The organism is Nostoc sp., assembly GCF_036917155.1.
Lineage (GTDB): Bacteria > Cyanobacteriota > Cyanobacteriia > Cyanobacteriales > Nostocaceae > Nostoc.
In genome coordinates, this window is record NZ_JBALDZ010000107.1 from 1 (window position 1) to 12,612 (window position 12,612).

13 protein-coding genes are annotated in these 12,612 nt (G+C 41.5%); 8 read left to right on the forward strand and 5 right to left on the reverse strand.

The genetic code is table 11. From position 1 onward, the window contains the following. Positions 1-189 precede the first annotated feature (189 nt). Both V7K67_RS15220 and V7K67_RS15225 read right to left on the reverse strand, forming a co-directional pair. Positions 190-693: a GNAT family N-acetyltransferase gene (locus V7K67_RS15220; RefSeq protein WP_335167242.1), complete on the reverse strand. Its 504-nt coding sequence runs from the start codon at positions 691-693 to the stop codon at positions 190-192. A 44-nt stretch (positions 694-737) separates the two neighbouring features. Continuing rightward, positions 738-899, reverse strand: a complete 162-nt coding sequence (locus tag V7K67_RS15225) for a hypothetical protein (RefSeq protein ID WP_334730241.1) — start codon at positions 897-899, stop codon at positions 738-740. Between the two features lie 380 nt (positions 900-1,279). Here V7K67_RS15225 and V7K67_RS15230 point away from each other — a divergent pair, with 380 nt between their 5' ends. Further along, positions 1,280-1,774 (forward strand): beta-lactamase hydrolase domain-containing protein, encoded by a 495-nt coding sequence (locus V7K67_RS15230; protein WP_334710575.1) that lies wholly within the window; start codon positions 1,280-1,282, stop codon positions 1,772-1,774. 750 nt (positions 1,775-2,524) lie between these two features. On the opposite strand, the gene V7K67_RS15235 is transcribed toward V7K67_RS15230, so the two are convergent. After that, entirely contained in the window at positions 2,525-3,463 is a 939-nt protein-coding gene (locus V7K67_RS15235) for an NAD-dependent epimerase/dehydratase family protein (protein WP_334730240.1), read from the reverse strand. 294 nt (positions 3,464-3,757) lie between these two features. Here V7K67_RS15235 and V7K67_RS15240 point away from each other — a divergent pair, with 294 nt between their 5' ends. The 4 genes from V7K67_RS15240 to V7K67_RS15255 all read left to right on the forward strand — a co-directional run bounded on the left by V7K67_RS15240 (position 3,758) and on the right by V7K67_RS15255 (position 8,321). Then, positions 3,758-4,900 (forward strand): glycosyltransferase, encoded by a 1,143-nt coding sequence (locus V7K67_RS15240; protein WP_334730239.1) that lies wholly within the window; start codon positions 3,758-3,760, stop codon positions 4,898-4,900. A gap of 111 nt (positions 4,901-5,011) precedes the next feature. Continuing rightward, positions 5,012-5,770, forward strand: coding sequence for a sugar transferase (locus V7K67_RS15245; protein ID WP_334730257.1), 759 nt, complete (start codon positions 5,012-5,014; stop codon positions 5,768-5,770). Between the two features lie 503 nt (positions 5,771-6,273). Further along, positions 6,274-7,353: a GDP-mannose 4,6-dehydratase gene (gene gmd, locus V7K67_RS15250; RefSeq protein WP_334707342.1), complete on the forward strand. Its 1,080-nt coding sequence runs from the start codon at positions 6,274-6,276 to the stop codon at positions 7,351-7,353. 23 nt (positions 7,354-7,376) lie between these two features. Further along, positions 7,377-8,321 carry a GDP-L-fucose synthase family protein gene (locus V7K67_RS15255; protein WP_334730238.1) on the forward strand — a complete coding sequence of 315 codons (945 nt, stop codon included), beginning with the start codon at positions 7,377-7,379 and terminating at the stop codon, positions 8,319-8,321. Here V7K67_RS15255 and V7K67_RS15260 read toward each other — a convergent pair. Next, on the reverse strand, positions 8,306-8,605 hold the full coding sequence (locus V7K67_RS15260) for a hypothetical protein (protein ID WP_335167245.1): 300 nt from the start codon (positions 8,603-8,605) through the stop codon (positions 8,306-8,308). The two genes, V7K67_RS15255 and V7K67_RS15260, sit on opposite strands and share 16 nt — an antisense overlap. Positions 8,606-8,856: 251 nt before the next feature. On the opposite strand from V7K67_RS15260, the gene V7K67_RS15265 reads away from it, so the two are divergent. From V7K67_RS15265 to V7K67_RS15275, 3 genes are all read left to right on the forward strand, one after another. Then, positions 8,857-9,432, forward strand: coding sequence for a 5-formyltetrahydrofolate cyclo-ligase (locus tag V7K67_RS15265; RefSeq protein WP_334707345.1), 576 nt, complete (start codon positions 8,857-8,859; stop codon positions 9,430-9,432). Between the two features lie 38 nt (positions 9,433-9,470). Further along, complete coding sequence (locus tag V7K67_RS15270) at positions 9,471-10,481, forward strand: catalase family protein (protein WP_335167247.1); 1,011 nt, start codon at positions 9,471-9,473, stop codon at positions 10,479-10,481. A gap of 401 nt (positions 10,482-10,882) precedes the next feature. Further along, the gene (locus tag V7K67_RS15275; RefSeq protein ID WP_335167251.1) at positions 10,883-11,719 is read left to right on the forward strand and encodes a carbohydrate ABC transporter permease; all 837 of its coding nucleotides are present in this window, start codon (positions 10,883-10,885) and stop codon (positions 11,717-11,719) included. A gap of 199 nt (positions 11,720-11,918) precedes the next feature. On the opposite strand, the gene V7K67_RS15280 is transcribed toward V7K67_RS15275, so the two are convergent. Next, positions 11,919-12,572, reverse strand: coding sequence for a sugar transferase (locus V7K67_RS15280; RefSeq protein ID WP_334730233.1), 654 nt, complete (start codon positions 12,570-12,572; stop codon positions 11,919-11,921). Positions 12,573-12,612 lie beyond the last annotated feature (40 nt).

Sequence of the window (12,612 nt, forward strand, 5' to 3'; positions counted from 1 at the left end):
TATTTTTATCTCTTTTCATAAATAAATTTAGGGGCTTTAAACCCTGTATTCGGGGCTAATTTTTTTTCTGTTCCCTGTTAAGAGTTCCCTGTTCTCGCCCCGAAGTGGCTTGGTAAAAAAAGCGGTTATAACTTGGGAAAAATAATCTTGATACCAGCATTTTTAAAGTTATTGAAAATCTTTACCCTCTCAAATTGATTTCGGTGCGGTAGCTAATGTTTTACTCATTTTAGTAACTGGAACAACTATCCCACTTCTTAAATAATGAGGCGCTCTTTGGATGGCAGTAAATCCCAGTCGTAAATAAAACCCTTCAGCATAAAGGCTAGCATTTGTAATTACCTTATCTATACCTTGCTCAGTTGCTTCGTCGCAAAAATGTTGAACTAAAATACGCCCAATCCCTTTTCTTTGATATTTAGGATGGACGTACAGCCCGATTAGTTCATCAAGAATGAAACTAGCAAAACCTATAACAGCATCTCCCTCGATCGCAACCCAGAAAGTTTCCGCTTTCATACTTTTCAAGATATTTGAACCATCAGCTTTGTTGCGGTAATGACGCCAAGCTAAAAGTTCTTTTTGGGTGTAAAAAGTTGCAGGTAGAGCCTTGATAGCAGCAATATGAATTGCACTCAGCACCCAGGCATCTGTTTCCTGGGCAGGTCGAAGAGATATTTCGTTATAGCTCATAGGTTGAGAACTGGCATTCAGATTATACCATTTTGGATTTTAGACTATGCGTAGCGTTCCACAGAGAAAAAGTTAATCAACACTTCAAAGTCCCAATCATTTTGTAAATTGGTATTTGGTTCGAGTGTTTCCGCCAGTAGATATAATTGCACCTTTGGCAATTTAGCAAAGACTTCATAGAGTTCAGTGAAATCTAACTGTGTCACATTTGGGAACAATATTATTTCAATAGATTAAAGAAGGAACCTGTTCTATGGCAGTGATGATTTATACCCCTGTCCACAAAAATCTTGATCCAATTGCTTCCCCAACTTGCCCAATAGTATAACTCCTGAAATATAACCTACGGTAATTGTATCGGCATAAAGTATAATAAGCTTTAATCACCAGTAAATCTATCGGCAAACCGTATATTATGGATGAAGCAATAAAATAATCAGCTTCAAAAGACTAATTTTGAAGTAATAAAGCAATATCTTGTGATATTTGGCTAATTTTGCGGTGTTTGTTTGAATATCTTCTCAAAGCTTGCTCCCTTAGAGTATTTATCAAGCTGGAAGACATTAGAAAGTCAAAAGGAGTGAATGTGATCAACGCCATACAGATTAACGAAAACTTGACAACCACAGGACAAGTCATACCGAAACAGCTTGAGCAAGCTATCCAAGAAGGTTTCAAATCCGTTCTAAATTTGCGATCGCCTGATGAACTAGGATTTTCTAAGGATGAGCAAAAAATAGCAGAAGCATTAGGGCTGTATTATCAAAATGTTCCACTCAAGGTGGATCTAAAAAATTTAAATGAAGAAGTGATTACCAAAATCCTCATGACACTAGAGCAAATCCCTAAACCAGCTGTTGTGCATTGTGCTGCCGGGATGCGCTCGACTGGAATTGCGCTGTTGAGTATTGCTATCCAGGAAGGATTAACACCAGAACAAACCTTAGCAAAAGCTAGAAATTTGGGCTTTGGATTCTTTGAACACGCTGGCATTAGTCCCCGATTGAAGCAATTATTTGTAGACTACGTTAACAAGCATGCAAAGGTAACTGTACCTACTAGTACAAGAAGGCAAAAGTAAAAAGGCAAAAGTAAAAAGAAAGAATGCTTATTTTTTAAAAGGGAACAGGGAACGGGCAACAGGCAACAGGGAAATCCCCATAATTAAAATCAGGGGATTTGTACAAGGACACATTGAAACATCGTGGCTGACGCCATCTCGTTTCAAATATTTTTATCTCTTTTCATAAATAAATTTAGGGGCTTTAAACCCTGTATTCGGGGCTAATTTTTTTTCTGTTCCCTGTTAAGAGTTCCCTGTTCCCGCCCCGAAGGGGCTTGGTAAGCTTTCTGGCTATTTTAAATGGGTGGTTTATTTCCGCCGTGTTGTATATGAAAACGCGATCGCATCAGTCAACTTAAGCGAAACGGGCGGTTAGAAACCGCGTCTACACAAACAAAAGCTACCGATCCTGGGTTTCAAACCCTTAATTTGACTTTAGTCTGCGGAGGCGGACAATGCCAGTGTAGCCGCGTACTCCTGCACAGAAGCAAGCTACACGCAGTGTGCCGCAGGCAATTCTATTCGCCCTGGCTACTGCACAGCGATGTACCCCTAAACATCTTTACCATACTCAGCACTGAGTGCTGAGTAAAGAAGATTGAATACTCAGTACTTTTGCACTATGGTAAAAGCCCCGCCCCTTGTGGGTGGAATCTTTTGGTCAGGAGAAGGTTGATACCCCGCCCGCAAGTGGCGCGGTCTTTCAACTCAGCACGGGCTAAACGCCCCGCTATCCATGTACAGCACTATGTACTCAGCACTCTTCATTCACAACGCTTGTAAAATCTCCTCATCTACAGAGAAATCAACATCGGCTTGATCTTTTGCATTAGCCAAATAATCATTTTCTAGAGAGTCTTGTAACCCAGAAATCAAATCATATTCAGGATGCCAGTTTAATTCTGTTTGCGCTTTATTCACCGAAGCAAAGAAATGCTGCACCCGCATGGGAAAAGCTTTGCGCTTGCCGAAATCAAATTTTTTCGGGTCGTAATGGACGATTTTTACAGCATCAGGTGATTTACCAGCTGCTACAGCACTAGCACGGGCTAAACCATCAAAAGTGACAAAGCGATCGCCAGAGATATTATAAATCTGTCCTATGGCTTGTTTATTACCCAAAACCTGAGTCATTGCTAGTGCCAAGTCTTTTACATGACCTAGCTGGGTGATATGCAGGCCATTTCCGGGGATGGGAATGGGGCGATCGCGCACAATTCTGTCAAAAAACCAGCCTTCCAACTCATTATAATTACGAGGGCCGTAAATATAAGTAGGGCGAATCGAAGTAAAGGGCAATCCTAATTGAGTCAGGTAGGCTTCTGTTTCATGCTTGCCCTTATGCCGACTTTTGGGATCTACTGGATCGCCTTCTATGTGGGGCAATTGGTCAGATTTGAGATAAACCCCCGCAGAACTCATATACACAAAATGTTGCACTCGGTCTTGAAAAATCTCTGCTAGTGGTTGAGTATCAGTAAGTTCCCGCGCGTTATTGTCAAAAATGACATCAAAGTTTTCTTGTGATAACTTTGCTTTTAATTGAGTAGCATCTGTGCGATCGCCTATAATTTGTCCTACTCTTTGTAAAGAAGGTGCTGGACGATTCCCACGATTGAACAGCACCACCTCGTGTCCTTGTTCCACTAGTAGTTGAGTTAAATAGACACCAATGAACCGAGTACCACCGATAATCAGAATTCGCATAAATTCACCCTTTATATATCAGTTTTCATCAAGAGATTGGGGAGTAGAGTAGGGACTGGGGATTGAGGACTAGGGAAACAACAAGGAGAATAACCCATGCCCAATGCCCAATACCCCATTCCCAATCTGAGATTATCAGGTTGCAGCATCCATCTGGAACCTCTCAGGGAAAGATACCGTCTTATGTGCTAATCTGGGGCGCTTCCCATTCATTAATCACAAGAGGAAACTTTTCAGTCGGAGTCTAAGAAAACTATCTTGAATTTTGAATTTTGAATTTTGAATTGTTTAGCTGTGCCCTTGAAATATGCTCTAGTTCATGAGTGGCTGACACCCAAAGCCACCGGTGGTTCAGAACTCGTTGTACGAGAAATTTTGAATCACATTGATGCTGATTTGTATGCTCTCATCGATTTTGAATCCAGCAATAGAGAAAGTTATTTATACAAGCGTCAAATTGGCAAGACGTTTCTCCAGAACTTTCCCTATGCCCGTAACGGTATACAAAAATACTTGCCTTTGTGGCCTTTGGCAATTGAACAACTTGATTTGCGGCATTATGATGTAATTCTGTCTTCATCTCACGCTGTTGCCAAAGGAATCCTGACCACTCCCGAACAGATGCATATTTGCTACTGTCACAGCCCTATGCGCTATGCCTGGGACTTGACTTTTGATTATCTGCACCACAGCAAACTAGGTAGTGGCTTACCTGGGTGGGTGACGCGATATTTATTACATCGTTTGCGCCAGTGGGATGTATTGAGTGCCAATCGCGTTGATTACTTCATTGCCAACTCGCAGCATACATCTCGGCGGATTTGGCGTTGCTATCGGCGAGAAGCAACAGTCATTTACCCACCAGTGAATATTGCGGAATTTCCATTTTTATCTGAGAAAGAGGACTTTTACCTGACAGTTTCCCGGTTGGTAAGTTACAAGCAAATATCGTTGATTGTCAAGGCTTTTAATCAACTAAAACGACCATTAGTAGTCATTGGTACAGGAGATGAAATGAACAAGATTCGTGAGATGGCAAACTCCAACATCCAAATACTGGGATGGCAACCCGATAATGTGGTAAAAAAATATATGTCTAGGGCTAAAGCTTTTGTATATGCAGCTTGTGAAGATTTTGGGATTGCCCTAGTGGAAGCACAAGCCTGTGGCACGCCAGTGATTGCCTACGGTGCAGGAGGCGCTCTAGAAACAGTGCGAGATATCCACTCTGGTGTGGATAAAGTGACAGGTATATTTTTCAGAACGCAAACAGAAGCGGCTTTAGTGGAGGCAGTAGAAAAGTTTGAAGTTTATCAGGGTTCGTTCAGTTCCGAGTATATGCGATCGCACGCCGCGCAGTTTTCACCGCAAATCTTTGCCGAGCGTTATCTAGACTTTGTAAACAAATGCAACGAAAAAAGACCGTTTTCGCAATGATGGTCTTGGTTAACCTCTTATTTTTTTAGGCTTTTGGCAATTTCCCCCAGAAGAACCTCATTTTGGCTTTAATATTGGGACTATGTGTGGTGTGGATTATTAAGGAGTATGATGACTGCCCAGAGCTCACTCCTCTCCGGCAAGCGGGGCGTACGGCAAGACACTAAAGCGTCTACGCGTACTTTCTTAAAACGCGGTCAAAAAACAAAGACGCCAAAAGTTAAACCCAAAGGTTTACCTTTTCAGGGTTTAAACGGAGAGTTTGCCAAACGACTGTTCGATATAGTGTTTTCGCTGTCGGTATTAATTTTGTTCTTCCCCGTCTACTTAATTTTGGCTTTGCTGATTGCCTTCAGTTCAGAAGGCCCAATATTTTATGTCCAGGAACGGGTAGGAAAAAATTACAAAGCGTTTAATTGTATTAAATTCCGAACTATGGTAAGCAATGCAGACGAAATCCTCATGCAAATGATGGAAACATCGCCCGAATTGCGACAAGAATTTGAAAGCAGTTTTAAGCTGAAACAAGACCCCCGGATAACCAAAATTGGTCAATTTTTGCGAATTACTAGCTTAGACGAATTTCCCCAGTTCTGGAATGTTTTAAAAGGGGACATGAGTGTAGTCGGCCCTCGACCCTTGGTAGCAGAAGAACTGCCAAAATACGGTTGTCACATTGATGAGATTTTAACAATCCGTCCAGGAATTACTGGTTTGTGGCAGGTATCTGGGCGTAATGACATTCCCTACCCTCGGCGAGTCCAAATAGACCTGCATTATGTCAAATTTCGGAATTTCTGGCTTGATTTATGGATCATCTTGAAAACTATTGATGTGGTCATTTTGCCCAAAAATAACGGGGCATACTGAGTAGCTACTTAGGGTCGATTCTGTGGGGCAGTTAATGCCCCTAAACAGCAATTATTTCCCTAAAACTAAAAAATTGTTCATCTTTCTTTATATAATTATCTATATTTTCTGTCCTTCTACTTAACTCAGAATTCTCTGAGTGTTTATCAGTGGCTCCTTTTGCCCTAATTCAGATTTTTGCCAAAAGTCTAATTTCAAATACCTATTTGATTCAGTCTTCACAAAATCAGAAATATGTGAAGTTTTGACAAAAATAACAAAGTGTACGAAAAGAATCTTAATTTATTTGGTAGGAGAAAAAATATACATAATTAAACAATCTTGATCTATCTAAGGTTGGACTTACGTGTTAGATTACTTTTATTAAGTATATTTATTTACGTAAAAATTTTCATAGCAATCAGAACTCGTAGGTTTCCCATTAGGCAATTGAGCAATTAGTTGCTAGGTTGTATCAGATTGCCTGTAATTTTTTAATCAAATACAATAAGGTATAATTGAACATGACGCAACAGAAGCGAGCGTTAATTACTGGTATTACTGGTCAAGATGGTTCATATCTGAGTGAGTTTTTGCTGGAACAAGGTTATGAGGTTCATGGCATCATTCGCCGGACTTCTACCTTCAACACAGACCGCATCGATCACATTTACGAAGACCCTCACAAAGATGGAGTGCGGTTGTTTCTTCACTACGGAGACTTGACAGATGGTACGACGTTGCGGCGTATTTTAGAAGAAGTAAAGCCAGTAGAGATTTACAACCTCGGCGCTCAATCCCATGTTAGAGTCAGCTTTGATTCACCAGAATACACGGTGGATGCTGTAGGAATGGGAACGCTGCGTCTGTTGGAAGCAATTCGAGACTACCAACATCGTACTGGTATTCAGGTACGATTTTACCAGGCGGGTTCTTCAGAAATGTATGGTTTAGTACAAGCAGTACCTCAAACTGAGACAACGCCCTTTTATCCCCGCAGTCCCTATGCCTGTGCGAAAGTTTACGCCCACTGGCAAACTGTAAACTATCGTGAGTCTTATAATTTATTTGCTTGTAACGGCATACTTTTTAACCACGAGTCACCACGGCGGGGTGAAACCTTTGTAACCCGTAAAATTACTAGAGCCGTGGCTGGTATCGTTGCTGGTAAGCAGAAAAAGATTTATATGGGTAATCTAGATGCCAAGCGAGATTGGGGCTATGCAAAGGATTACGTCAAAGCAATGTGGTTGATGGTGCAGAAAGACCAGCCAGACGATTATGTAATTGCGACTGGTGAAACCCATTCAGTGCGGGAGTTTTTGGAACTGGCCTTTAGTTATGTGAATCTCAATTGGCAAGATTATGTAGAGTTTGATGAGCGTTACCTCCGTCCATCTGAGGTGGAACTGTTGATTGGCGATTCTACCAAAGCACGGCAGAAGTTAGGCTGGGCACCATCAGTAACCTTTGAAGAACTAGTTTCCTTAATGGTAGAAGCAGACTTACAAGCATTGGGTCATACTTCACCTAATGGTAATGGTTCGCAATTTCCAAATGATATTGCGACTATTCGTCAACAACTGGGCGCTTTACACTTCTGATTTACACCACAGAGGATAAAAATATGACCGCCTTAGAACTAAAAAATAAACGCATTCTCGTCACCGGTGGGTCGGGGTTTCTAGGTCGTCAGGTGATAGATCAACTGTGTAAAGCTGGGGCTGATCGTGAGAAGATTACGATACCGCGATCGCGTGATTCTGATCTGCGTGTATGGGAAAACAGCCAACGTGCAGTTGACCAGCAAGACATCATTATTCACCTAGCAGCTCATGTCGGTGGTATCGGTTTAAACCGCGAAAAACCCGCAGAGCTGTTCTACGATAACTTGATCATGGGAACCCAGCTAATTCACGCTGCCTATCAAGCTGGAGTCGAAAAATTTGTTTGTGTTGGTACAATCTGCGCTTATCCTAAATTCACTCCAGTGCCATTCAAAGAAGATGATCTTTGGAATGGCTACCCAGAGGAAACTAATGCCCCTTATGGTATTGCGAAAAAAGCGCTTTTAGTCCAATTGCAATCTTACCGTCAGCAGTACGGTTTTAATGGGATTTACTTACTGCCAGTAAATTTATATGGCCCAGAAGATAACTTTGACCCTGGAAGTTCCCATGTGATTCCCGCATTAGTTCGCAAAGTTCACGAAGCCCAAATTAAAGCAGAAAAGCAACTTCCAGTTTGGGGTGATGGCAGTCCTACCCGTGAGTTTCTGTATTCAGAAGATGCAGCGAGGGGGATTGTTTTGGGGACTAAATTGTATAACGAATCGGAACCAGTTAACTTGGGAACTGGTTATGAAATCTCCATCCTTGATTTAGTAACTCTAATCGCCGAATTGATGGAGTTTAAGGGGGAAATTGTTTGGCAAACTGACAAGCCTAATGGTCAACCCCGTCGCTGTTTAGATACTGAACGGGCGAATCTTGCCTTTAATTTCACGGCTCAGGTGAGTTTTGAAGAGGGGCTAAAAAATACCATTGAGTGGTATCGTCAACACGCTGCTTGACACTTCCCGGACTGAACAAATTTCGCTTTGCTTATTTGTTCGGAAAGTCCGGGGATTCTTGATTCCACGAGTCCACTTAGAACTGTTCCACCAGCATTTTCAGCTTTGCGTACTAGTTCTGATTGAAAACTTGAGGGGGACTTAAAGCTAATAGACTTACCCCAATTTTTCTGCCACGCAATGACCGCCACCTTCTCGGTTTTGATATGTTTACCGAGTTTCAGGGTTTGATTAACTAGCCTGCCATGAGATGATTTACGTTGAGCCGCTTGCTTACGTTCCATAGAGGCAAACTGACCTTTTTGTTTGAATCTGACTTTTTTAGCCTTGCCGAAAGCCATTCTTTCTAAAGCCTTAAAAGCTCTAGTGGCTATTTTCTGAATGGTATTAGCATCAAGGTGAGACTTAATCCAAATACTTGCAATAGCTGTTTTGTTGGCAAAAGATTGTAAATCATAATCACTAAATCCTTTTGCAACTCTTGCTTTTTGGAATGCTGTAGATTTGGCTTTTTTATTTGACGCTATAAATTTTCATGGACAAAGTTAATCATCAATTAAATAAAGCAGAACTACGCCGCACTCTACTCAAAACACGTCAATCAATGTCCGTTGGAGAATGGAGAGAAAAAAGCGATCGCTTATGCTCTCATTTACAAAACTCTACTTTGTTTACCCAAGCAAAAACAATCCTCGCTTATTTTAGCTTTCGCCAAGAACCTGACCTCAGTCCCCTATTTGCAAACACCAAATATCGCTGGGGATTTCCTCGCTGCGTTGATAAATCTCTGTGTTGGCATATTTGGACACCTGATGATTCTGTCCGAAGCGGCGCTTATGGCATTATTGAACCTCACCCCGACGCTCCAATTTTAGATGCTGCCGAAGTAGATTTAATTCTCATCCCTAGTGTAGCTTGCGACTATCAAGGTTATCGCCTCGGTTATGGCGGCGGATATTACGATCGCTTGCTCAGTTTACCGCAGTGGCAGACAAAGCCGACTATCGGAATTGTCTTTGAGTTTGCCTACTTATCCCAAATACCTATTGAACCTTGGGATAAACCACTACAGGCTGTTTCTACGGAAACCGGATTGACTCGGAAAGGCTGAAGGATTCAGGATAATGAAGACACATTATCAAATGTTTTATGACTAACCCAACATCATCTAACACTGAGCAGGAAGCAATAATTGACGAGATTATCGCAGGTAGTCTCCAAGCTCAACAAAAAACCGGCCCAGACCTCCGCCAAATTCATAGCAAAAGTCATGGACTCCTTTCGGGAGAGTTTATTATTGAACCGAATCTTCCTGAAGACCTGAGAGTAGGTTTATTTAAAACGCCCCAAACCTATCCTACATGGATTCGTTTCTCTAGTGGTGGTTCGCCTGAAAAACGTGGTAAATTCCACTCTGATAGCCAACCTGATGTTCGCGGTATCGCCATCAAGGTGATGAATGTGGACGGGCAGAAAGTACTGGATGATGAAGAAAAAACCCAAGATTTTATACTCAACAATTATCCGACTTTTTTGGCCAAAGATGTTCGTGATTACGCGGATCTCTCCAAAGCAGGTAGTGGACAACTTACCCCAGAACGGCTGAAAGAACTTGGTTACGCATTTGCGATCTTGCAAAAAATTGGTAGCCAAAAGGTAGGAAATCCGCTTTTGATTCAATATTGGAGCATGGCTCCGTTTAAATTTGGTAGTCGCATTGTCAAATTATCTGTCAAATCTCAACAGCCTGAACAAACACCAGAAACACTTCCAGAATCGGAAAATTATCTCCGAGAAACGCTGGTCAAATATTTGACTGAAGAAGGACGAGAAGCATTTTTTGACTTCTTCATTCAGTTTTATGTAGATGATGAGAAAACGCCGATTGAAGACCATATTAAAGAATGGCAAGAAGCAGATTCACCATTTATAAAAGTTGCAACTGTCCGCATTACTAGTCAGAAATTTGACTTTGAAGAACGCAAACGCTTAGATGAGGGTTTGCTATTTTCACCTTGGCATACACTGCTAGAGCATGAACCTGTTGGAAGTGTGAATCTTTCTCGCAAGAGGCTTTACAGCGAACTTGCAAAGTATCGACGAGAACAAATTGCCAAGCGCTTGCGGGAACCACAACCTTATGTAGCGGTTGAAGATTAACTACTGTGAATTGGCTTCAAACTGTAGGATGATAGGCTATAAGCTTACTTGATTAGATCCGATTTTTGGTGTTGCTGATTTGATGTATAAAATTTATAAGTTTTGCAACCAAAACTCTTGTAGAGACGTAAGATTTTATGTCTCTACATCTATCTATATGGATTTAGATTCTGATTTATTAAAGAAGTCGGCAATTGCTTTAACCAGATTTTTGATGATAGGTTACGATAAAATTAACCAAATTCTTAAGTAAAGCTATAGGACTCCTATTTGATTGTTGAAATACACGTAGGGTATGAAAGCTTAAAATATCTCAAAAAACTTGGCGATCTTGTTTATAACGAACGATATAGAATTGCTTTAACCAAATTGTATAATTACAATGGAAAATTCGTAATCAAATGCTGAACTGGAAAAAATCACGATCGCAGATTCTACTAATATATGCAGTGTTGGGAGCGATCGCACTGGTGATGCTCTTTCCTTTACTGTGGCTAATTAGTACATCCTTGAAATCGCCGACGGAAAATATTTTTCAGTCGCCGCCACAGTTGCTACCCAGTCAACCGACACTAAATAACTTCTCTAGTGTGTGGAACTCTCTACCTTTTGGACAATACCTCTATAACAGTACATTGGTGTCAGTGCTGACTGTAGGCTTAAATCTGCTGTTTTGCGCCTTAGCTGCCTATCCGTTGGCAAGATTGTCATTTGTGGGGCGAGACTGGATTTTTGTAGCGATCGTCTCCACGATTATGATTCCCTTCCAAATCGTGATGATTCCCCTCTATATTTTGACAGTCCAGTTGGGTTTGACAAATAGTTATTTGGGGATGATTTTTCCCAGTTTAGCTTCTGCCTTTGGCATTTTTCTGTTGCGCCAAGCTTTCATGAGTGTCCCCAAAGAAATAGAAGAAGCCGCCCGCATGGATGGCAGCTCAGAGTTAGGATTGTGGTGGCATATTATGTTACCGGCAGTTCGCCCAGCGCTGGTAACTTTAGCTATTTTTGTATTCATTGGTGCTTGGAGTGACTTTTTGTGGCCTTTAATTGTCATCCAAGACGAAAATTTATACACTCTTCCCTTGGGAGTCGCAAAACTAGCAGGTACATTTTCCCTTGATTGGCGGTTAGTAGCTGCTGGTTCAGTGATTGCGATCGCCCCAGTATTATTACTATTTCTGTTTTTACAACGTTACATTGTACCCACACAAACAGGTAGTGGCGTCAAGGGTTAAAGGAGGCAGGGGGCAGGGAGCAGGGAGCAGGGAGCAGGGAGCAGGGAGCAGGGAGCAAGGGAGCAAGGTAGAAGAGTTTTCCCCTCTGCGCCCCTGCCCCCCTGCTCCTCTGCAATCCTTACGCTGCATACCCTTCAGCTTAACTTAGTGCCATTCGCCCAATGCCCAATGCCCCATTCCCCAATTCCCAATTCCCAATTCAATAAGCACCAGTCTTTTTAAATACCACCCAGATAGTTTTAATAATCAGACTCAGGTCATAAGTTACAGACCACTTGCGTTGATAATCTATATCCATTTTGACAATGGTTTCAAAGTCTGTAATGCTCGAACGTCCATTAGCTTGCCATTCTCCGGTAATACCTGGTTTGACTCGTAATCTATCCCAGTGGTGTAGCTCGTAATGACTAACTTCATCAGGAGTCGGTGGACGAGTACCAACTAAACTCATATCCCCTAACAAAACATTCCAAAATTGAGGAAATTCATCTAAGCTAGTACGCCGTAAAAATTTACCTACAGGAGTAATACGAGGATCGTCAACAGACTTAAAGATGTGACCTTTAGCTTGATTTTTAACCAAATGCTTGAGTTTATCAGCATCGACAATCATGGAGCGGAATTTCCAGATGCGGAAAGTTTTTCCGTTCAAACCACAACGAATTTGGGAATAAAATATTGGACTTGGCCCATGAATAAAGGTAACAATCGCCACAGGAATTGCTACCATAAATGTGATTATCAGCCCCACAATGGCTCCAACAATGTCAATTAATCGTTTTCTTACGCTCAAAGTTGACGGGTGTGAAGGCTGTTGCGAACAATTAACTGAATAAAGATAAAGATTATTCACAGGGGCTAACTTATTTCATAATAGGAATCTTTTCATTAGT